This window comes from Rhodoluna lacicola, from assembly GCF_000699505.1.
Classification (GTDB): domain Bacteria; phylum Actinomycetota; class Actinomycetes; order Actinomycetales; family Microbacteriaceae; genus Rhodoluna; species Rhodoluna lacicola.
In genome coordinates this window covers 1,257,481-1,278,595 of the sequence record NZ_CP007490.1, presented here as the reverse complement: position 1 = coordinate 1,278,595, position 21,115 = coordinate 1,257,481, and the positions used below count along the sequence as shown (strand labels likewise).

The 21,115-nt window shown below is 51.2% G+C and carries 18 protein-coding genes; 14 read left to right on the top strand and 4 right to left on the bottom strand.

All coding sequences use genetic code 11. From position 1 onward, the window contains the following. Positions 1-86: 86 nt before the first annotated feature. On the bottom strand, positions 87-770 hold the full coding sequence (locus RHOLA_RS06340; protein ID WP_038503233.1) for a hypothetical protein: 684 nt from the start codon (positions 768-770) through the stop codon (positions 87-89). Positions 771-1,010: 240 nt separating this feature from the next. Here RHOLA_RS06340 and RHOLA_RS06335 point away from each other — a divergent pair, with 240 nt between their 5' ends. Then, positions 1,011-2,462 carry an RNA polymerase sigma factor gene (locus RHOLA_RS06335; protein ID WP_038503231.1) on the top strand — a complete coding sequence of 484 codons (1,452 nt, stop codon included), beginning with the start codon at positions 1,011-1,013 and terminating at the stop codon, positions 2,460-2,462. Positions 2,463-2,679: 217 nt separating this feature from the next. After that, on the top strand, positions 2,680-5,292 hold the full coding sequence (locus tag RHOLA_RS06330) for a beta strand repeat-containing protein (RefSeq protein WP_038503228.1): 2,613 nt from the start codon (positions 2,680-2,682) through the stop codon (positions 5,290-5,292). Between the two features lie 63 nt (positions 5,293-5,355). Here RHOLA_RS06330 and RHOLA_RS07145 read toward each other — a convergent pair whose 3' ends face one another. Then, positions 5,356-6,102, bottom strand: coding sequence for a helix-turn-helix transcriptional regulator (locus tag RHOLA_RS07145; protein ID WP_051636349.1), 747 nt, complete (start codon positions 6,100-6,102; stop codon positions 5,356-5,358). A 254-nt stretch (positions 6,103-6,356) separates the two neighbouring features. Between RHOLA_RS07145 and RHOLA_RS06320 the strand changes: the two genes are divergently transcribed. From RHOLA_RS06320 to RHOLA_RS06265, 12 genes are all read left to right on the top strand, one after another. Further along, the gene (locus tag RHOLA_RS06320) at positions 6,357-9,008 is read left to right on the top strand and encodes a beta strand repeat-containing protein (RefSeq protein WP_038503226.1); all 2,652 of its coding nucleotides are present in this window, start codon (positions 6,357-6,359) and stop codon (positions 9,006-9,008) included. Between the two features lie 63 nt (positions 9,009-9,071). After that, positions 9,072-9,497, top strand: a complete 426-nt coding sequence (locus tag RHOLA_RS07405; RefSeq protein ID WP_174376653.1) for a hypothetical protein — start codon at positions 9,072-9,074, stop codon at positions 9,495-9,497. 16 nt (positions 9,498-9,513) lie between these two features. Next, positions 9,514-10,605 carry a leucine-rich repeat protein gene (locus RHOLA_RS06310; protein WP_038503223.1) on the top strand — a complete coding sequence of 364 codons (1,092 nt, stop codon included), beginning with the start codon at positions 9,514-9,516 and terminating at the stop codon, positions 10,603-10,605. A 50-nt stretch (positions 10,606-10,655) separates the two neighbouring features. Next, positions 10,656-11,378: a PIN domain-containing protein gene (locus RHOLA_RS06305; protein WP_038503221.1), complete on the top strand. Its 723-nt coding sequence runs from the start codon at positions 10,656-10,658 to the stop codon at positions 11,376-11,378. 115 nt (positions 11,379-11,493) lie between these two features. Then, a complete protein-coding gene (nucS, locus tag RHOLA_RS06300; RefSeq protein ID WP_038503218.1) occupies positions 11,494-12,189 on the top strand; it encodes an endonuclease NucS in 696 nt (231 codons plus the stop codon). After that, positions 12,167-13,396 (top strand): NRAMP family divalent metal transporter, encoded by a 1,230-nt coding sequence (locus RHOLA_RS06295; RefSeq protein ID WP_051636348.1) that lies wholly within the window; start codon positions 12,167-12,169, stop codon positions 13,394-13,396. The genes nucS and RHOLA_RS06295 overlap by 23 nt, the downstream gene beginning before the upstream one ends. Positions 13,397-13,483: 87 nt before the next feature. Continuing rightward, entirely contained in the window at positions 13,484-14,137 is a 654-nt protein-coding gene (locus RHOLA_RS06290) for a response regulator transcription factor (RefSeq protein WP_038503215.1), read from the top strand. A gap of 12 nt (positions 14,138-14,149) precedes the next feature. Continuing rightward, entirely contained in the window at positions 14,150-15,913 is a 1,764-nt protein-coding gene (locus RHOLA_RS06285; protein ID WP_038503213.1) for a sensor histidine kinase, read from the top strand. Next, positions 15,910-17,652 carry a sensor histidine kinase gene (locus RHOLA_RS06280; protein ID WP_038503211.1) on the top strand — a complete coding sequence of 581 codons (1,743 nt, stop codon included), beginning with the start codon at positions 15,910-15,912 and terminating at the stop codon, positions 17,650-17,652. Before RHOLA_RS06285 ends, RHOLA_RS06280 begins: the two co-directional genes overlap by 4 nt. 9 nt (positions 17,653-17,661) lie before the next feature. Continuing rightward, on the top strand, positions 17,662-18,045 hold the full coding sequence (locus RHOLA_RS06275) for a hypothetical protein (protein WP_038503209.1): 384 nt from the start codon (positions 17,662-17,664) through the stop codon (positions 18,043-18,045). A gap of 18 nt (positions 18,046-18,063) precedes the next feature. Then, positions 18,064-18,651, top strand: a complete 588-nt coding sequence (locus tag RHOLA_RS06270) for a nitroreductase family protein (RefSeq protein ID WP_038503208.1) — start codon at positions 18,064-18,066, stop codon at positions 18,649-18,651. A gap of 12 nt (positions 18,652-18,663) precedes the next feature. Continuing rightward, entirely contained in the window at positions 18,664-19,317 is a 654-nt protein-coding gene (locus tag RHOLA_RS06265) for a DedA family protein (protein WP_096334821.1), read from the top strand. A 14-nt stretch (positions 19,318-19,331) separates the two neighbouring features. On the opposite strand, the gene RHOLA_RS06260 is transcribed toward RHOLA_RS06265, so the two are convergent. Together RHOLA_RS06260 and RHOLA_RS06255 are read right to left on the bottom strand one after the other, a co-directional pair. Next, a complete protein-coding gene (locus RHOLA_RS06260) occupies positions 19,332-19,934 on the bottom strand; it encodes an AAA family ATPase (RefSeq protein WP_051636346.1) in 603 nt (200 codons plus the stop codon). Then, positions 19,934-20,614, bottom strand: a complete 681-nt coding sequence (locus RHOLA_RS06255) for a winged helix-turn-helix domain-containing protein (protein WP_051636345.1) — start codon at positions 20,612-20,614, stop codon at positions 19,934-19,936. The genes RHOLA_RS06260 and RHOLA_RS06255 overlap by 1 nt, the downstream gene beginning before the upstream one ends. Positions 20,615-21,115: the final 501 nt, after the last annotated feature.

Below are 21,115 nucleotides of genomic sequence, written 5' to 3'. Positions count from 1 at the left end.
GCTTGGTTTCAAGTGGTTTGTCGTAACCTTTACGTTACCAGTACACGCCGGGCCATCCCCTTTATTACGGTAACCAAGGGAAATAATCAGGTAAACGTTGGGTTTTCGCCTTCGCCCCAGCGAACACCGATAACCTCGCAGGGCAAATTGGCCCGCGCCCAAGCCAGCGCCTCAGGCGAAATCCAGCCAATAATTTGTTGAACTTGGGCCAAATCTTGGCCCAAATGCCGATTGAAAATTGGCTCGTGGTGGGCGATCCGATTGCGCAGTTCAACAGCAGATTCCACGGCAGAAAAAACCGTTGCTCTGCGCTTTTGTCGTAATCCCGGAAAAGCCCAGCGGAAATTCGTGACCCACAGACTCGTCTGATGTTTTGAAGAAAGCAGACTTCTCCAAAACCCAAAAGGGAGCTCAGTAATCAAGGCATTGAAATTGCCGGGCTTGGCTTTGGTGGCTGCTTGATTTTGTGCTTTTTTATAGGCCCCCTTCTCCGCGGGACTCAAGTCGGCCCAGATTGACAAGAGTGGGTCAAATCCCTCGTGGCGTTCAACCGGCATAAGGGTTTCTATAAGCGCATTTCTAAGGGTAATTTCTAGTAATCCAAGCCAAAGGTGCATCTCGGCACTCGCTTGTAAATTCAGTGAATAAAGCTTCAAGACACCTGCTGGATCACCATTCATAGCCGCTTGGTACTGGCTCAAGCGCGCAGGGGTGAAAACAGACGCAGGCCAATCCAACTTTTGCACAACTCTATTGAATGCACTTGACATAGCCTTTTGAACCCCGATAACTTGGACTTGTTGACCCCGGTGTGTTCCCTACAGCCCTAGAGCTGAATATCCCCGGGGTTAGTGCTTTAATGTGCCTCATTTTTAGCCTCAAAAAACCACACCCACAGATTCTGTGAATAAGTCGGGGCAACACCGTAATAAACCACTGCCCCTACCGTTTAACTAGACAGGGCAATAAACTTGCCCTAGAGCCGTTATGTCTGGATGAAAGGGGCACCGATGTCAGACATCACCCCAATTCGTCCAGAGGGCGAATTTACTGAAGATCCGCTAGAGAATCTGCTAGACGAAGAATCCGATGAGGACTTCGGCTACGTAGTAACTCGCGATCGCGCAAACGGCCCAGACGGCCACCCGGTCAAGCTAGCCGAATGGTCGGCCCAAGATTTTGCCAGCATCTACACCCGCTTCCGTCCACACCTAGAGCGTCACGCTCGCCGCTTCCTGCACAATCCAAGCCAGGTTGACGAAGTTGTACAAGATGCTTTCCTATACCTGATGGTTAGTCTTCCTGAGCTTGACTCAGAAATTGGTGTGCTTCGCTTCCTGAAGTGGAAGGTGCGCCTGCTTTGCCTAGACGTAATTCGTGCCTCAGGTAAGGCCTATGTTTCAAACCTCGATGACGTTGCCGAGCCAGTTAGCTCAGACCCAGAGGTCAGCTCATACCTTGAGCAGCAAGATGACGCCGCTGTATTGCGTCTGGCGCTCAGCAAGCTGAACCCTCGCCACCGTGAAGTTCTTCTGGCCTCTATCTATGAAGAAAAGTCAACAGAGCAGATCGCTGCCCAGGTTGGCCTATCAGAGAACGCCACCCGTCAGCTCATTTTCCGTGCCCGCGCAGCCTTCAAGAAGGCCCTGCTTGGCGACGACGTAAACACCAGCGGCATGTCAGCCGCCGCAATTCTTTCTGTTGCCGCCCGCAAGGCAGCTATGGAGGCCAAAAAGGTTGGCGCCCAGGCAATGGTCTTTGTGCTGTTTCTGATGCTGGCAGTTGGCGCCTTCGTAAACTTCACCGGTCGTGGAACCCAGACTCAAGAAGTTGCCCAGCAGGGTGCTGAAACTCAGGCCCCTGCAGCTACTGAAGAGCCGGTTTCTCCGGCCCCAACCGCATCGGCAGAGCCTAGTGACGAAGTTGTACAGATTCCGGAAATCCCAGCTCCTGCGCCTGCAAAGCCTTCATTACCAGTGTCAAATGTGGCCGCTTCGGCTCCATCTGCCAGCCCAAGCCCATTTAGGCAGTCTGATTTGACCAAAATTTTTGACAGCTCAAAGAGTGACGTTGTTTTCGTGAAGACCAGCGCGGTTCAGGTAGACCAGATCACCATTCCAGCTGACTACCGCGTCTACGCCAGCCAGGGTATTTTTGCTGACTTCACCTTTGACTATGATGCTAAAGAGCAGTTCCAGAACACCCTAATTACCGTGATGGTAGACAGTGTTCCTTATTTTGCCTACCCAACCAAGGTTGAGGTTGTCACGGCCATCGATAAGCAGGGACTAGAGCACGTCGTTTTCTATGCTTCTTTGAAGTACTTGGCTGACAAGAGTGGCAAGGTTTATGACGAATCAGATCTGGCTAAGAGCACCGTTCGTCTTGAATTGGTAATCAACAAGGACCGTTCAGGTCTTGAAAAAACTGCCCTCGACATCCTCAAGGTAGAAAAGAAGTAGTCGATCCCTAAATCCTTCAAAAAGCCGCCAGAAATGGCGGTTTTTATTTTGCGACTTTTTCAATATATCCGGACAAATACCGTAATAGTCCGGACATTTCTCCGGTACCTTTAACGAGGAACCCCTCACGCCATCCTGCTTGGTTGCTTGGCGCGTCAGGATTCTCAGTCTTTTGCCCCGCAAAAGGCTTACTAACCAAGAAAAGAAAGAGACATACATGTCTAAGAACCTAACCCGCAAGGGTCTAGTTTTTGGTGCAGTAATTGCTCTTGGCTCGACCGTAATTGCTGGTACTCCAGCTCTAGCGGCGAACGAAGTGACTCTTACCCCATCAGCTGGTACTTCTTACTCGCTAATCTCAGGTGAAACATTCACCTTGACTGCAGCTACTGGTTCACTTATCCCTTCATCGAGCTATGCTCGTTTGAAGACAAAGGTGACCAACAACAGCTCTATCGCTTACACCACTGGTGCAACCCAGACTGGCCAGACCTTCTCGGCAGGTACCGGTAGCCAGACTTCTTCAACTGCATCTGTTGTTATTGAAGGTTCAGGTGCTACCGCAGCTTCTGCAGCAATCACACTTTCCGTTGCGGCGACCGCTGCTGGCAACTTTTCAGTGCAGTCATGGCTAGACGACAACGGCAATGACCTAATCGATTCAGGCGAGTTCGCTTCAGAGACACGCACTGTAACTTTCGTGAAGGCCGCTGACGTCACTGCAACCACAGCAATCACTGCACCTGTTGAAGGTGACACAACTGTTTCTGCAACCGTGAAGTTCAACGACATCAACAACGAGCAGCTTCCTGCCGCCAACGTAGGTGCATACTTCACCAAGGGCGACGGAACAGCTTTGGCTGCTAACACAACCTCAAGTGTTGTTCGTTTTAACTCAGCATGGTCTGCAACTGATTACTTCAAGTTCACTACTGCGGCAGTAAACGCCCTAGCAAAGGACTCTGCAGTTAAGGTTCAGCCTCTTTACAAGGTCACCGGTCTAGCAGCTACAGATGCAGCATCAACAATTGCATCTGCAGCGACCGCCACAGTTGTTGCTCGTAAGGCTGCGACCATCGTGGCTTCTGCTTCTGTTAGCACAACAGCAAAAGACACAGGTGCTGGAACTGCTGACTCGCTTTTGAACTCATCATTTGCAGTGAAAGCAGTAGTTAAGGATGGCGCTACAACTCCTGCTGTTGTTGCAAACCAGGCAGTTACAGCCGTTATCTCTACTAACGCTTCATTGACAACAACCGCTCCTGCTAAAACATTGACCGTAAATGGCACTAGCTACAGCAGCGCTTCGGCATTGCCTGGGCAGGGCTCAGTAGCAAAGCTTGCTTTGACTACTAACGCTTCCGGTGAAGCAGTTGTAAACCTCACCACTGTCGGATATGCCGCCGGTGAAACAGTCACCGTCTCATTCACAACTGAGAACTTGACTGCCTCTCAGGTTGTTGTTACCCAGCGTGCTGCAACATACACTGCTTCGGTTAACAGCCAGGCATCAGTTGCATCTGTGGCTGATAATGGCACCGCAAGTGTAGCGGTTGCTGTTTACGACCAGTTCGGTGGAGCACCTGCAGACAAGTACGACGTGACAGCAACTCTAACCAGCTCAAACCAGGCAACTACTGCTGCAACTGCTGCTGGATCAAACAGCAACGTTGCTCTAGTTGGCGGCAAAGCAACAATTTCCCTAGTAGAGAATGGAACCGGTAACGGAACCAACGTTTACGACCTAAAGGTACAAGAGCGTCTATCAGGTTCACAGTACGGAACAACTGTTGTTACTGCTGTTCCTTTCACTGTAAAGATCGTTGATGCAACAGCACTTGTGGCTGGTGTTGTAACTTCTTCAACTGGTACTCAGAACTCAACCACCAAGGTCTACGAAGTTGCAGGCCCTGTTGCACTGAGCTTGAACGATGTGAAGAACGCTGACACTCGCAAGATTGTAGAGACTGCACCTACTGTTACAAACAACCAGGCACTTGCTGGAACTGTAACTACAGCATCTTCTGCAACTCAGGCCGCTGTAGCAATTGCTGGAGCACCAGTTACCCTTTCAGGTGCTGGACTTCAGTTCTACTCTGGCAGCGTTTACGCAGCTAACTCGCTAACTGTTGCAACTGATGCATCAGGCGCATGGGCCGCAAACGTCACCTCGAACAAGGCTGGCAAGCAGACCATCACTGTAACCTCAGGGTCAGCTAGCGCGACCATCACTGTAGTGTTTGCTGCTGCTGCTGCTGACACTGGTAGCGTTCTGAAGATTGATGCTCCGGCAACTATCGTTCCTGGCCGCACATTGACCGTGAAGGCAACTCTTGTAGACAAGTACGGCAACCCAGTTGCAGTTCCTAACACAAGTGCAACAAGCCCAACAACAAGCTTGACCTACTCAGGCCCAGGCTTTACAACATCAGCAATCACCCAGACCCTAGATGCAGATGGTCAGTCGACTTTCCGCGTTCTACTAGGTGCTGCAGATGAAGGTTCGGCAACAATCACCTTCACTTACGATGCTGATGGAACAACAGCAACAATCGAAAAGAAGACAGTAACTGCAACCGTTGTTATCGGTGCTGCAGCTGTTGCTTCAGCTACTGCTGCTGTTTCAGGTTCAACTGGCAAGTTCTACGTATCAGCTACTAACGCTGCTGCGAAGAAGGTTGTTGTGAAGGTTGCTGGAAAGTTCTTCAGCAGCTTCACTGGAACTGCTGCTAAGAAGACTGTTGCTTTGAAGGCGCCTAAGGGCAAGCACAAGGTAACCGTATTCGTTGGTGGCAAGCTAGTAACCACCAAGACCATTACCGTAAAGTAATAGTCCTTCGGTTATAACGAAAATCCCCCTGGCTTCGGCCAGGGGGATTTTCACTAAACAATTTCATTCAGGAGTTGATCTAAGCGGGGGGGGGGGGCGCTTTATGAGGCCAAGGGCCCGCCCTTTCTTTGCAGCTTCGCCACGATTTGGAACTCCAAGTGCCCGATAAATTCGCACAGTCTCTTGGCGAATTGTGCTTTCAGAAAGCATTAGTTCACGAGCAATTTCTACGTTCACCATGCCCTCAGACATAAGCTCAAGAATCTTTACTTGGCGTGAGGTTAGATCTTCGCCATTAGCTTCACGGTTAGACGATGAATAGCTTCCAGTAGAGCGTCCGGTAGAAGCTGCAAACGCTGTGAGACAGTATGTTCCAAGCTTGCTAAGAATGGGTATCAGGGTTTCGTGAATTGGCATGCCTTTTACGCCGGGGTCCAGGACTAAGGCCAGGGCACCAACGGGAATCGAGTCCTTTAATAAAGGAATTGCCAGAACACCTCTATTGGGGGACTTTGTCGGTGCTAGGAATTCAAATTCTTTTTTCCTAATACACTCTGCAATCGGGTCATCATCCCACGCACTAAGTGCGACCTCACTATCTAGATATGTTCGACCGTATCCCGAGACTGGTTTTAGGTGCGACTCCGAGTCCAGAGAATAAAAGTGGCAACCCTGTACCGAGTCTTGGGTCAATTCTGAATGCACGATGGCGCGGCAGAAGTCCGCGATGCTTTCGCTTTTTACCAGCACATCAAGCATTGTTTCAATGCTGCCTAAGGCTACTTTCCCATCCCCATAGGTAAGCGTCATTTTTATACCCCCAAGTACATAGTGCTACCCCTACAGGGTAAGTCTGGCCAGTGACAAACAAATGTGAATGTCCGGACACTAAAACGACAAGTCCAGTCAGAGGTGGTGTCAGGGCCGTAAGTAAAGGCAATCCCTCTAGTTATCTAGAGTGTGAGGTCTTTTATGCCCGCCTGCTTGGTTGGCCGGTATTGAGATTTCCAATCCGAACTCCATCCTGGAGATCGGGCAATAAACCAAGAAAGAAAGAGACATACATGTCTAAGAACCTAACCCGCAAGGGCTTGGCGCTTGGTGCAGTAGTAGCTCTCGGTTCAACCCTGTTTGCTGGTACTCCAGCTTCAGCGGCAACCGCGATCTCACTGGACACAGCGTTCGGTACTTCAGGTACAACTCAGAATGGTGTTCTAGGGGAGTATTTCACCCTAGCCTCATCTCTAACTGGTGGTACTAGTGGTGACAAGCTGAAGTTCAAGGTTGAAGGCGCCACAGCTGCCAACCTAGTTGCAACTTCACGTTCAACAGTTAGCCTTACCGCAACTGGTGCCGCCGGCTCGTACACTGCCGCTTCTGTTGCAGCGGTAGACACCTACGCGGCTAGCACAATTCCTGTAGTGGATAACAATGCAAAGGTCGCTGCTGTAATTCCGGTTGCTTATGTAGCTGGCCAGTACACTCAGGTTGCATTCGGATTGGGTGCCGCCGTGACTGACACCACAACACTAAAAATTACTCCATTCATCGACAATGGTGTAACAGACAACCTAATTACCGCTGGTGAATTGACTGGAACCCCAGTTTCAATTACTTTCCACAAGCCAAGCACCATTACTGCCACTCCAACCCTTAGTTCAATCACCACAGGGTCTGCTGTAACAGCTGTTGTTGCTTTGAATAATGGAATCAATGTTGAGCAGCTTCGCCTACAGGCTAATGGTGCTCCAGTAGACGCATCAAAAATCGGTGTGAAGTTCCTATACAACGGTGTTGCTCAGGCAGAAACCGCTGTTCGATGGAACACTACTGATAAGGCATTCCAGGCAACTGCTGAAAACGCAGTAACTGGAAAGATCTATGGTGCTACCGGCGTTGTTGACGGAACAGACTCTGTATCCGCTGGATCAGGTACATCAAGCTCAGCGACAAACATCACTGCAACCTCTGCTCTTTCAGTTTCAGGTGCTCAGTACCGTGCAACTGACTCAGCGGCCCCAGGTACAACTACTCAGGTAGTTCGTGCAGGTGCAGGAACTATCACTGCAGAATTTGACGTGACAACCGTTGCAGCAACAAAGCTAAAGTCAGGTCAGAAAGTGTCATTCACCGTTGTTGAAGATGGCGTTGATTCATTGGACGCCGGGGCTAGCGTAACCGCTGGTGGTAAGACTTTGACAAATTCGAGCACTCTAACTCGACAGTCAATTACTGTCGATGTAACTACTGACAAAGATGGAAACGCTGCATTGCCGATTTCATACACTGGTCTAAAGAACAACAACACATTGCGAGTATTTGGCTCTTACATTGCCTCTGGTGGCGCGCTTACAACCGTTCCAGCATCAAGCACTGTTGCCTCGGGCGGTTTCCTTCTAACAGGTGAAGACAGCCTTGCTGTAAAACTTGTTAATGAAGACAAGTCTGGAAACGCGGCTGCTGTCTCTCGTGTTGCAAAGGGTGGCACTTTGTCACTTCCTTTTGTGCTCGTTGACCAGTTTGGAATGACTCCGGTCGGAACATACCGCGCAACAGTAACCAACGCAGGAAACGCGTCAATCACATCGCCAATTGCTTTAGTTGACGGAAAGATGAGTGTGTCTGTAAAGGACAACAGCACTGCTGACAACAACGCAGGCTATGCAGTGACTGCTCAGATTCAGAAGCTTGGCACAAATGGTGTGACTTACACTGATGTCTCTGGCGTTACCGAATCACACACTGTTTCAGTGGGTGCTGTAACAACTGGATCAACAATCACTTTGGGTGCACTTGGCTCAGCTACTCCGGCTGCGGCTAGCGCGACTTTGAAGCCTGGCAATTTTGATATTCTTCAAAACAAGACTATCCAAGTTGGTACCACAACTATTGCTTCGGGTTCGGTCGTGACTGGCCCAACTGGCGCCGCGGTTGCCGGTGCAAAGGTAACTTTCTCGGCCAAGGGCGTGCTGTTTATTTCGAACAATGTCGCAGGTCTTGATTCTTTGACCGTAACTGCAAATGAGAATGGTGTACTACCTGCAATCGGAATTATGACTAACACTGTGGGTAAGACAACAATCACTGCTACCTCAGGATCGGGAAGCGCTACAGCAACAATCACAGTTGCAGCAGTTGCTACTGGCGGTTACTCATGGACCATCACTGCACCAACATCTATCCTTCCGGGTCAGACCCTGAAGGTTACTGGTGTTCTAAAGGATGCATATGGCTCATTGGTTAACACACTTGATGCAGATTCAATCTCTGTTGTCTACACCGGTCCAGGCTACGTAACAACAACAATTGCTAAGGGAACTGATGCAGATGGTGCTGTTTCGTTCAGCGTTCTTCTCGGCGCTGCTGATTCAGGAACAGCAACTGTGAAGTTCACATACGGCGGTGCAGACCTAATCGCTGCAGACACAGTTGTTGATGACGTAGTTGCTACTGCATCAATCATCATCGGTGCCGCTCCAGTAACAGCTCCTGCTGCAACTGCTGCTGTTTCAGGTTCAACTGGCAAGTTCTACGTATCAGCTACTAACGCTGCTGCGAAGAAGGTTGTTGTGAAGGTTGCTGGAAAGTTCTTCAGCAGCTTCACTGGAACTGCTGCTAAGAAGACTGTTGCTTTGAAGGCGCCTAAGGGCAAGCACAAGGTAACCGTATTCGTTGGTGGCAAGCTAGTAACCACCAAGACCATTACCGTAAAGTAATAGTCCGCAATTAGTACGAACACCCGTCGGTCGAAAGGCCGGCGGGTGTTCTACATTTAAGCCATGGCCAAATACCAATATCAGCAACATCCACACACCAAAACCCGTGAGCACCAGCCAGCCTCCAAGGCAATCGCTGGTTTCAATAATCGGTTGGGTGCCTGGATCACCACCAAGGTGGGCACCATGTGGGCGGCCTACGCTTTTGCGGCCCTGGCTTTGATCAGTTTGCCTTCGGCAATTTCCACTGGCGACGTTCGCGTGATCGTGGACTGGATTGCTCAGACCTTTTTGCAGTTGGTTTTGGTATCGGTGATTATTGTTGGTCAGAATCAACAAACCGCACGTGCTGAAATGCGTGCAGAGGCAACCTATAAAGATGCCACCGCCTTGCTGCACGAGGTGCAGCAGTTGCAGCAGCACCTGTCGCATCAAGATGCCGAGCTACAGCGGCTCAGGAAAGATTTGGGCAAAGATTTAGGCAAGTAGCCGATAGCCTGAAAGCATGAAGTCTCTAACTGCCGCAGCTCTCGCTTTTGTTCTTGCCATTAGTTCAGCCCTTGCATCACCCTTGGCAGCAAATGCTGCGGTGGTCACAGTTAATTGTTCAACCAGCGGCACCTTCACGGTTACTGACAGCGTAGTTACCAGCAGCACCTTGTGCGTTGGTCAGGTGGAAATCCCGGCAGGAGTCACTGCGGTGGCAGCAAATGTTTTCAAGGACTCCGGTGTGACATCGGTCAAGTTTCCGGCATCGTTTACCACCCTTGGCGACCTAGCTTTTGCTAATAGTGCGAACTTGAGTGAGGTGACTTTTAGGGGCAACGCTCCAACTTTGGGCACCACACCTTTTGCCTCTATTGCGGCCGGGGCCAAGGTTAATTTCTACTCACCCGCCACCGGATTTGGTGCAGCTGGTTCACTTTGGAATGGCTTGCTGGTTAACGATCTGACTCCGTTGCCACCGTTTGCGGTATCTGCTGATGTCACTCGAAACTCTTGGCGCCAAGGCAACACCGTAATTGCTACTGCCAGCGTTAATCGCGCAGAGGCAACTTTGGTTTATAGCTGGTACCGCTGCACCGATCCAATCACTGCAACTTCTGGCGGGGTAGTGCGAACCACGGTTCCGGTTGGTTGCCTGGAGATTCCATCGGTGGTTTCAAATTCATACGTACTTCCTGTCACCGATGTTGGTTGGTACATCACCATGCAGGTCAAAGCCAGCTACAACAATGTGACCGTCAATTACATCGCGGCCAACCCAAACCCGGTATTGGTTGCTCAAACTAGCGCCAAGGTGCTGTCAAAAATTGGTGGCTATGCGGCCACAGCGATTTCACCAACAACAATCATGAAGTTGCGCATCAAGGGCATCATGGTGACCAATCCGGGTTATCAGCGCTTGCACTGCGTGGGCGATGTCACCGGATTTGCCAAGAGTGCTCAGCAATTGAAGTTGGCAACCAGTCGCGCCAAGGCTGCGTGTACCTATGCCAAGACGCTCTACCCGTACTTGACCATCACCTATGCAGGTAAGCAGTCAAAGACCACGGGCACCAAAGCACGTCTGGTCAACTACACGCTTGTACCTTAGTTACTCACAAAGGCGACATTATTGTCACGGCTTGGCAATAAATTACTTTCATGAAGTTGACATTCAACGCCTACGTTGACGGTTTTAGCCTTTACAAAGGGTCACTTGAGTCACGACCAAGCTTCAAGTGGTTGAATCTATTGAAATTCTGTACTGACCGTCGGCCTGATATGGAACTTGGTCAGATTTACTACTTCACTGCCCCTGTAAAAAGCAGATTCCCCGGTGATACTGGCATGAACCGCCAAGATGCATACATTCGAGTCCTTCGGGATCAGGGTGTGAACGTAATTCCTGGACAGTTCAGAAAGGACGTAGATTGGCTAAGAGTTGCAACCACGACTCGAAGTTCAGTACTCAGCCCTATGTTGCCAAACCACTTAGGGCTAACTCAGATGGCCCTCAACCGGATTTCAAAGCGAGCGATACCAGATTTCCCTAGGGCTCAGGTCTGGAAGTTTGGTGAAAAGGGTTCTGATGTGAACCTCGCATCTCATCTCTTATTCGACGTCCTCAAAGAAAATTTGAAAGCCGCACTCGTCATTACGGCAGACTCAGATTTCGTCACCCCAATTAGAATGGCCACTCAGGTGGGAACAGACGTAAAAGTTGTGGTGCCTAAGGTGCACGATTCAGCGAAAGCCGATGGCCTCCGGAAGGTTGCAACCCATCTGGAGGAGCTGCACGTTGGCTGGTTGGCTGACTCTCAATTGCCGCGAAGCTATATAACTTCAAAGGGTGGGAACATCACTCGGCCCCACACTTGGGCTTAAAGCAAGAACCCGGCCTAAGCCGGGTTCTAATCCCAAGGTCCAAGCCATGGGCGGGTCACTTAATAAATTATCAGTTGCCACCGACATTGCCAAATACATTTTGTAGTCTTGCAGAATGCGTCTAATCATTGCCGAGTGCTCGGTGGACTATGCCGGGCGTCTGTCGGCACACCTGCCGCGCGCCAAGCGCCTGTTGGTGATGAAGGCTGATGGTTCGGTGCTGGTGCACTCGGACTCTGGCTCATACAAGCCGCTCAACTGGATGAATCCGCCGTGCACGGTATCGGTTTTGACGCCTTCGGCTGAGCAGGCGCTCGTTGGTGTGCAACAGGTTTGGCAGGTGCAGCAGGCCAAGACCGATGACGTTCTCATGATTTCAATCTTTGAGGTGCTCAGCGATATTTCGCACGAGCTGGGTGATGACCCGGGGCTGATCAAGGACGGCGTTGAAAAGCATTTGCAAGAGCTGCTGGCCGATCAACTGCATCTGATTGAAGAAGGCGCAAGCCTCATTCGCCGCGAGTATTTCACCGCAATTGGTCCGGTGGATATTCTGCTGCGGGATGCAAATGGTTCAACCGTGGCTATTGAACTAAAGCGCAGGGGAGACATCGATGGCGTTGAACAACTAACCCGATACCTGGAACTGCTAAACCGTGACCCGCTGCTGGCTCCCGTGCGTGGCATCTTTGCCGCCCAAGAGATCAAACCTCAGGCTCGCAAACTGGCCGAGGACCGCGGCATTGAGTGCTTAGTCTTGGACTACGACGCAATGAGAGGAATCGACGATGGCAGGCCGCGACTTTTTTAAGCGCCTTGGCCCGGGCATTGTCACCGGTGCGGCCGATGATGATCCATCGGGGATTGGCACCTACTCCCAGGCTGGTGCCGCCGCTGGATACGGATTCCTTTGGTCGGCGCTTTGGTTATTGCCGCTGGCTTTTGCCGTTCAAGAGACCTGCGCGCGTTTGGCGCTGGTCACCGGAAAAGGCTTAGCCGCCCTAATCAAGTCGCGCATGCCCCGCTGGGTTTTGGTTGTGGCGGTGGTGCTAGTTGCCGTGGCCAACACCGTCAACATCGCCGCCGACCTTGCCATCATGTCTTCGGCACTTGGACTAATCGCACCGGTTGAACAGTGGGCCGGCGTGGTGATGTTTGCCGTGTTACTTGCCGCCACAGAAATTGCAATTCCATATCACCGATACGCCCGCGTACTTCGCTGGCTAACCATTTCACTGCTTGCCTATGTTGCGGTGTTATTTGTTGCAGAGGTCGACTGGGGACAAGTCGCGACTTCTACGCTGCTTCCGCAATTTGATTTCACCAGAGTTTCGTTTGAGCTTTTGATCGCACTGGCCGGCACCACAATTTCTCCTTACCTTTTCTTTTGGCAGGCTGCCGAAGAAATTGAAGAGCGCAAACACATTCAGACCCGTCGCGTGCGGCTCAGCAACCTTCAGGCAATGCGGGGAGACGTCTTCACCGGAATGTTCACCGGGGTCTTCATCATGTTCGCCATCATGGCTACCTCGGCCGCAACATTAAATGCCCAGGGCATCACCGATATTGCCACCGCAGCAGATGCCGCACTTGCCCTAAAGCCAATCGCTGGAGAGTTTGCCGGATTGCTATTCCTGCTTGGAATTCTTGGTGTGGGTTTGCTTTCGATTCCCGTGTTGGCTGGCTCAACCGCATACGCCGTTGCCGAAACTTTTGGTTGGCGTGAATCGCTTGAACTAAAACCGCGTCAGGCCAAAGCGTTCTACGCGGTGATCGTGGTGTCAATGTTCGTGGCCCTGGCGCTTAACCTAATTGGCATTGAACCGGTAAAGTTCCTAATTCTGGCCGCCGTGCTGAACGGCCTGGCCGCCCCGGTTTTGATGGCAATCGTTTGGTGGCTTGCTCGCGATAAAAACCTGTTGGGCAAATGGGCCTCACCAATCTGGTCCAAGCTGCTACTTGGCATGGCCACCGTGGCCATGGGCTCCCTGCCTTTGTTCTGGCTACTCGCCAAATAGTTTTAGCGCTGAGCTTTTTGCGCCAATAAGTTGCGCATTTGCGAAGTTTCGGTGGCTACCCGAACATCGCTTTGGCACACTTATGACATGGGAATTTTTGACCGCAAGGTTCTAATCGTTGAAGATGAGCCGCTTATCCGTGGCCTAATCTCAGCGAACCTTGAGGCAGACGGCTTCGTGGTTCGAGCAGCCGGCTCAACCGCCGAGGCACGTAAAGTGGCCGAAGATTTTGACCCCGATATCGCCATCCTAGATATTGAGCTAGGCGATGGCCCAACCGGCATTGATCTTGCTTTGATTTTGCGACGCAAGCACCCAGAAATCGCCCTGGTATTTCTAACTCACATTCCAGAGCCACGAGTGGTTGGAATTGATAACCGTGCAATTCCTCGCAACGCCGCGTACCTGGTCAAAGACCGCATGGCTGACCCAGGAGTTTTGCGTCAGGCGATTGAGGCAGCAGTGCGCGACAGAGTTTCAAAAGATTTCCGTGATGACAAGAACGTTCAGCACCAATTGTCAGAGGTTTCACGCAGTCAACTAGCCGTGCTGCAAATGGTGGCCCTTGGTTTGTCTAACCAGCAGATTGCAGCCGAGCGCGGCACCACGGTTCGCGCGGTTGAGAACCTGGTCAAGCGCGCTTTTGAAGCGGCCGGCATTGATCTTGAAACTAGCAATAACCCGCGCGTGACCGCGGCCCGCGAATTTATTAAAGTCGCCGGCATGCCACACGGCCGCTAATCAAAGATCTTGATGTCGGGGGCTAAGCGAGGTTTCAAAACCTACTACCGGCTTGGGCTAATCGAAAACTGGGATTGGCCGCTGCTTTGGTTCTCACTACCGTTCTATGTACTGTTCACATTTCTATATGATGTGCTGATTACCGGCCAATGGAGTTTGCTCTGGATTGTCACGTTCACAGCCGGAACTGTTCTAGAAATTTTGCTTGTCGTTGCAGCTAAGAAAACTTTCTTACCCTGGTTACTTTCAAAACCCGGTGCCGGAATTTACGGTTTGCTTTTCGCTGGTTTTGTGAATAGTTGTCGCAACTTGTTGGTGGCGGCCATGGCCTTAGATTTTCAGCTCGAAGAAAAAATAGACTGGGTGCAGCGGGCTATCGGTGGTTTTGCATCCGGTGCTGTCTTCATTTTGATTTTTGTTTCAATCGCTGGTTCGCGCATTCAACACGACTCCACAATGCAAAAACAAAAAAGCATTCAGCGCGCATTAGTTAGCCAGCGTGCAGAATCAGCAACAATCTTGGCGGCTGAAAATCAAAAGCTTTTAGCTCAAACCCAGCAGACCCTGCTGCCAAGAATCGACCAAATCGCCAACATGCTCACCACCAACCGTGCTCGTCTTGAATCAATTCAAGAGCTCAGGGCCTTGGTTGCAGATCAAGTCAGGCCACTCAGCGAGCAGCTCAGAAGGGGAGGCCTCAGCCTCAGTCAGGCTCAGCCACCAGCAGAGGTGACCACAGTAAAAACTCAGTTCTTTATTGATCGATTCAACCTGAGCAAAGCATTCAGACCCGTGATCTTGCTCATTTTAGGTGGAGCCACCCAGTTCCTAATCATGCAGATGCTTTTTGGTACCGCCGTGGCCCAGGCAAATCTGCTACCAATTGCAATCGGGTCGGCAACCTTGCTTTTGCTGATTGCCTTGATTCCTAAGCACAAGGTTGTCACCCGCAAGTCAGGAATGGTCTACCTTTCCTTGATTCTCAGCACCATTGGTGCGCCGCTGTTCCTGACAAATCTGCAACGGGTTCAAGACTTGGCCACGGCACTCATGTTTTCAATGGTGATTATTTTTCCAATATTGATGGGTATTGCCTTGGGTAACTCGGCAATTCTTGACCTGGCCCGTGAGCAAGCAGAAGCCCAGGTAGTAAGCGACAACAGCAGGCTCGAACGCGAGACATCGCTATTTGAGCAACGCATGTGGTTGGCCAAAAGAAACTGGAGTTTTGTGGTTCACGGCACCGTGCAGGCGGCCCTAACGGCAGCAATCAGCAGGCTGAGCGCCAGTGAAGAACTTGAGCAGTATCAGATTGATTTGGTGCTTCAAGATTTGCAGCGCGCTAAAGACGGCCTTTCAAAAACTCCTGAACTCGATATCGACCTCAACACAGCTTTGCAGGCAGTGGTGTCTACCTGGAAGGGTATCTGCACCGTGGACTGGCATTTCACAGAGCGGGCAACTCGATTATTAACACGTGATGTCAATGCTCGCATGTGCGTAAACGAAATTATTAAGGAGGCGGTTTCAAATGCGGTTCGCCATGGTGAAGCCAACCAGGTAAATATTGAACTGGATCGCACCGGTGACGAACTATTGGTAGTTACTGTATCCAACAATGGCCGAGCACCTCGGCAAGAATTGAGAAACGGCGTAGGATCGCAAATGCTAGACGAGCTCACTCTTAGCTGGTCGCTCACATACAATCGCGCTCAGGCGAAAACTATTCTTGAGGCGAAACTGGCATTGGAATCCATTTCGCGAGGAACACTTTGAAGCTGAAAAATTCAGTGGTTTGGCAGCGCATCGCAGGCGCTCACCTTTTTACTTGGGGCTACCTTGGCTACCACGTCTTCGCCATGGTCAGCATGAGATTTTTCCTCAACTCAGAAAACATAATTGAGTTCTTGCCTTTTTGGACGGCGATGGTTGTGCTTGAGCACCTGGTAATTTTTACCATTTTTGGTTTAGCCAAAAAATTCATCAAAAAGTACTCAGCACCACTGGTGATTGCTGGCGTCCTACTAATTGGAGTGATTCGCACCCTCATCACCACCTCGCTGGCGATTGCCGTGGGCGCAGACCCGGGTGTGGCCTGGCAGTATCAGCTCTTGCTGGGGGCCCTGTGGGAGCTCAGCATCACCGTAATGTGGGCAAACCTAAATGGTGCTTTTCGTGATCACAGCCAATTGGTGCGCAAACTCAGGGCCACCCAGGATTCCATCATGGGCTACCGCGAGAACGCAGAGATCATTCTTGCTGAAGAGCAAGAAAAGTTGCTGAAGTTAACCCGCAACACTTTGCTGCCGCAAATTCAAACCATTGAGGAAACCATCAACGCCGGCAACCTAGAAATGTCAACCCGATGGGGCATCGCTCACGAGCTAAAGGGAATCATCTACAACCAGGTTCGGCCGCTTTCAGAATCGCTGCGTTCAACTGCCCGCGCCCTAACCGCACCAGCCAAGCGAACCCCAAGTCACTTTTTGTATGTGATCACGATTCCAAAATCGTTTCGTATCGTGAACTCAATTTTCCCAACCGCAACCTATGCAGCAATGAGCCTAAGTTTTTTGGCGTCGCCATTTTGGTTGCTAGATATGTCTTGGGTTCTTCCAAGCCTTCTGCTGAGCCTCAGCTACCTGGCGATCATCCTTGCCTTCAATCGATTCTTCAAAAACACTCCCGAGCAAAGCGCCTGGATCGGTGTCCCGGTCTTGGTGATTATGGCTGTGCTGGCAGTGATTCCCACCTATCTGGTTGCAGTGCTTTTTTACCCCGATACTCAGCAAGCCGCCATCTACGGATCAACCCTGGTTTACACCTCGCTGATGGTGGTTGGCATTCTGGCGCTACTTGATTCTTTTGATTTTGAAGCTCGCAGATATCGAGATCTGCTCCAGGAGCACAACGAAGAACTTGCCCTAGAGGTCACGCTGTTTGAACAGCAACTTTGGGTGGCTCGCAGAAACTGGTCCTTGGTAATTCACGGAACTGTGCAGGCTTCACTCACCGCTGCACTAACCAGACTCAACGCACCCGATGCCGACAAGAAAACTCTTGACCTGGCTAAAAAAGATTTGGATCGCGCCATCATGGCGCTTTCTACACCTCCGAATACGGAAATCAAATTTGCCTCAGCGATTAAGGAAATTATTGCCACTTGGCAAGGGGTCTGCGATGTTGATCTTGATGTGCAGCCAGAGGTGAAGAAATTGGTCAGCAAGGATCCTCGGCTTAGCATGTGCGTCAATGAAATTGTCAAAGAGGCGGTTTCAAATGCGGTTCGTCACGGCGATGCCCGTACCGCCCAGGTCTCGATCAAGCTTGCGGCCGATGGGCTGATAGACCTAACCGTCAAAAACGACGGCCAGGCGCCGCGTATCGGTGTTCGTCATGGTCTTGGTGGGGCTCTTTTGGATGAATTAACCGTGGATTGGTCCTTAGATTTCGATTCGGCAACGGATCAAACAATTTTGTCTGCGCGACTGCCATTTTCAACCGCCCAGGCGTAGCATTCCAGCATGAGAGATGACGAATTCGTTTACGCGGTAATCGCCGATCACGCCGCCGGCGCCGAAGAGTGGGACAAAATTTTGCAGAAGCAAGATGGCAAAACCCACCTTGAGCGGGCCATCCATAAGGCCGTCAATTCAAAGTTCGACGCCGGGGTAGACGTGGTCATCGTGCTCTCGTCCAATGAAGCAGTGCTTGATGCAGCAAGCGATCTAGGCGCCGTGGCCCACATGGTGCCAGGATTCTTTGACACGGTCAGCATGATTCGAACCTTTGCGACCGCGCCGGGTGTGGATATTGACCCTAACGATGACCCCTGGATCGTTGTGATTGACCCCTACACCCTTGAGTTGGCCGAGGCCCGGCAGATGAGCGAAATAAAAGCCGACTAACTGTAGTTGGATAGAGGTATGACCTCTAGAACAGCTGAAACTTCTGCGCCCATTTTGCCCGTACTTGCCGACCGTTGGAGCCCACGCTCTATGGACGCAAACCACGAAATCTCAGATCAGGACCTATTGAGCCTGGTTGAGGCAGGTCGCTGGGCCCCGTCGGCCATGAACGTGCAGCCTTGGCGCTTTTCAGTCGCTAAGCGCGGCAGCGAGCTATTTGGAAAGATTGTTTCTCACCTTGGCGGTTTCAACTCGGCTTGGTCTCCAAGATGTTCGGCTTATGTGGTGGTTTCGGCCTTCACCAATGGTGACAAGGACCAGCCAGGCAGCACCAGCCAGTTTGACGCCGGCTTGGCCACCGCACAGATTTTGATCCAGGCTGAGGGGCTTGGTCTTAAGGCTCACGTAATGGGTGGCATTGATCACGTAGCTCTGCACACCGAACTTGGCTACCCAGAGAATCTTGGACTGTTAGTTGTTGTGGCAATTGGTAAGGGCGCTCCGGCCGAATTACTTGAGGGTGGAGCATATGACCGCGAGGTTGCGGCCCGCACCCGTCTGCCGCTAAACGAAATCGTTCTGCACGGTTTGCCGAACGCAAAGTAGTTCTTCTTTTTCATGAACCCGGTTATTCAGCTCGCCATCTCTGACCAGATTATTAACTGGTACGACCACATTGGCCCGTGGCTTTTTTACGCGGTGGTTTGGGGTTTGGTTTTTGCTGGCACCGGATTGTTCATCGGTGCTTTCATTCCGTTCATCACCGGTGACTCCTTAGTTTTTGCCGCCGGCTTGGTTGCCGCCGGCGCTGGGGTTTCAAACTCAACTGATTCACCGGTAAATATTTGGGTGATGGCAATTGGTGTGGGTATTGCGGCCTGGCTTGGTGATCAGGTTGGTTACACCCTTGGTCGTCACTACGGCCGCCCTTACCTAGATAAACGCAAGGGCGAGTGGTTGCAAAATGCCATCGCAAAATCAGAGAAATTTTACGCGGCTTGGGGTTGGTGGGCAGTTGTGATTGCGCGCTTTATGCCCTGGGCTCGTGTTTTGATTCCGGCAATCGCGGGTATTTCAAGAATGAACTACTACAAATTTTTCAGCGCTAACGCCGTTGGTGCATTGGCTTGGGGAACTGGTCTTACCGTTGCCGGATACTTTGCGGCATCAATCCCCGCGGTTAAGAATGCGTCTTACGCAATCGCCATCTTCTTCATCACGGCTTCTCTAATTGCCGGTCTTCGTGCTTGGTACAAAAACCGCGCACGCTAAAAAGAAAAATTGGATTAGTTAAATTTAGAATCCGCTAGCTGGCTAGATTTTTCGCGGGCGTAGAACTCTTCTTCTTGAGCAGCCCACTCGGCCCAGTGCTCGCTTGAACCCTCGCGGGCTAACCAGCGCTGCAGTCTGGTCTCTTGGTCAGCCTCTAGCCAAACCCTAATGTCGGCAAGCGGCGCACTCAGTTGATTTAGCGCGCCACAGCCTTCAACAATCAGGGGAGTGCCACCACTGAATTCACGCCACTCGCCGTTTCGCGATTCGTAGCCAGGTTCGCCCTGGTTAGACCAATCAAACTCACGCCACTGGGCGATGTAGGAATCCGATAACGGCTTCAAAATGAATCGCTGCAAATAATCCACCCCGGCTTGCAATCCATTCCAGCCAAGGTAAAGGTCGTCCATGTGCACAACTCGTGGCGCAGATTCGCCATCTTTGAAAACCAGGTTTTGAATCTCGCTGGCCAGCGTGCTTTTTCCTGAACAACTGCGACCATCAATCAGCACGATTGGCATGGAGTTGCCGCGATCAATAAGTTCCAGCACTTGGGCTGCAATTTTTTCGGCCAGCCCTGGCTCACCCTGTGTCGCAGAGTTTGAATTTTCTGTCATTAGATTTCGTAAATTACTTCGGGGTGCTTATCAAAACGGTAGCCCCCACCGCGCACCGTGCGAATGATGTCTTCGTAGCCGGCAATCTTGGCGCGCAAACGGCGAATGTGCACGTCAATGGTTCTGTCATTAGGAATTTCGCCTTCGCCTTCATTCCAAATCACATCGATAATTTCGCGCCGAGAAATAGTCGAACCCTCGTGCTCGATCAGGTACTGGAGCAGTTCAAATTCTTTGTAGGTAAGGTCGGCATTTTCACCGTCGGCAAAAACCTTCTTGCGACTTGGGTCAATAACGATGCCCTTGGTCGGTTCGTTTGGATCGATTTTTTCTTTTGCCAGGGTCAGCTTGTCTAGTGCCCTAGGGTCTCGCAGTGCGGTGCGAACCACATCGATAGGCTTGCCACCAATTCCCTTTGGTGCCAACGCAACGGCCGCGTAGGTTTCGGCGGCGGCACTCGGCACCAAGTCGGCAACGGTCTTGCGCAGTGCAGTGACCAACTCCGATAGTGATACCCCGGCTGCAGCGGCAGTTGCCTCATCCACTCCCACATAAAGTGCAAAGCCGCGCGCTTCAGTCTCTAGCGCAGGCGCGTTTTCAGCCGAAATGGCCGGGGAGGCCGAGTTGGCCAAGCCAGCCGGGTCGGCCGAGTTTTCGCCAGTTGGCTTTGGATTGGTCATGAGTAAAGGTTACCTATGGCTTAGAGGCTTATCCACAGTTTGTTACGCTCTGAGTCAAGGCCAGAGCCGGCGTAGCAAAATCTAGCCGTGATTGAAATTGATTTTGCGGAACTCATCAAGAACAGCCTTTCGCTGGCGAAGATCCACCAAGCCCGGCTATCCCGTAGCCGGTTATCCATAATCTCCCCACTGAGTAATGAGTTGGTTCGAAAAACGAGACCGCCAAGATTTTGGGTTGGAGCATCAACACTGACGCGTCCAAAATTGGTTGTGCCCAGGACAATAAGAAAAAGTGGTGCAGATTCCGAAAGTTCTGAGCTTGACCTATTGCAGGAATTTCAAAATATGCTCCACTTTTTCTTAGTCAGCAAAATGGTCCCTTTGACTCAGATCCCTAAATTGATGCGAGCGCTTAGTCGGTTTCCGGTTATTAGCATCACTGCTCTATCGGTGGAGGCAGGCATCTCACGACACACAGCAAAACGGTGGCTGCATGGTCTA

Excerpts from the sequence above, each read along its gene's own strand:
- RHOLA_RS07145 (WP_051636349.1), bottom strand. The coding sequence starts at position 6,102 with ATGACGCTTACCTATGGGGATGGGAAAGTAGCCTTAGGCAGCATTGAA.
- RHOLA_RS06270 (WP_038503208.1), top strand. The coding sequence starts at position 18,064 with ATGACCTCTAGAACAGCTGAAACTTCTGCGCCCATTTTGCCCGTACTT.
- RHOLA_RS06320 (WP_038503226.1), top strand. The coding sequence starts at position 6,357 with ATGTCTAAGAACCTAACCCGCAAGGGCTTGGCGCTTGGTGCAGTAGTA.
- nucS (WP_038503218.1), top strand. The coding sequence starts at position 11,494 with ATGCGTCTAATCATTGCCGAGTGCTCGGTGGACTATGCCGGGCGTCTG.
- RHOLA_RS06305 (WP_038503221.1), top strand. The coding sequence starts at position 10,656 with ATGAAGTTGACATTCAACGCCTACGTTGACGGTTTTAGCCTTTACAAA.
- RHOLA_RS06335 (WP_038503231.1), top strand. The coding sequence starts at position 1,011 with ATGTCAGACATCACCCCAATTCGTCCAGAGGGCGAATTTACTGAAGAT.
- RHOLA_RS06285 (WP_038503213.1), top strand. The coding sequence starts at position 14,150 with ATGTCGGGGGCTAAGCGAGGTTTCAAAACCTACTACCGGCTTGGGCTA.
- RHOLA_RS06310 (WP_038503223.1), top strand. The coding sequence starts at position 9,514 with ATGAAGTCTCTAACTGCCGCAGCTCTCGCTTTTGTTCTTGCCATTAGT.
- RHOLA_RS06260 (WP_051636346.1), bottom strand. The coding sequence starts at position 19,934 with ATGACAGAAAATTCAAACTCTGCGACACAGGGTGAGCCAGGGCTGGCC.
- RHOLA_RS06340 (WP_038503233.1), bottom strand. The coding sequence starts at position 770 with ATGTCAAGTGCATTCAATAGAGTTGTGCAAAAGTTGGATTGGCCTGCG.
- RHOLA_RS06275 (WP_038503209.1), top strand. The coding sequence starts at position 17,662 with ATGAGAGATGACGAATTCGTTTACGCGGTAATCGCCGATCACGCCGCC.
- RHOLA_RS06265 (WP_096334821.1), top strand. The coding sequence starts at position 18,664 with ATGAACCCGGTTATTCAGCTCGCCATCTCTGACCAGATTATTAACTGG.
- RHOLA_RS06290 (WP_038503215.1), top strand. The coding sequence starts at position 13,484 with ATGGGAATTTTTGACCGCAAGGTTCTAATCGTTGAAGATGAGCCGCTT.
- RHOLA_RS06295 (WP_051636348.1), top strand. The coding sequence starts at position 12,167 with ATGGCAGGCCGCGACTTTTTTAAGCGCCTTGGCCCGGGCATTGTCACC.
- RHOLA_RS06255 (WP_051636345.1), bottom strand. The coding sequence starts at position 20,614 with ATGACCAATCCAAAGCCAACTGGCGAAAACTCGGCCGACCCGGCTGGC.
- RHOLA_RS06330 (WP_038503228.1), top strand. The coding sequence starts at position 2,680 with ATGTCTAAGAACCTAACCCGCAAGGGTCTAGTTTTTGGTGCAGTAATT.
- RHOLA_RS07405 (WP_174376653.1), top strand. The coding sequence starts at position 9,072 with ATGGCCAAATACCAATATCAGCAACATCCACACACCAAAACCCGTGAG.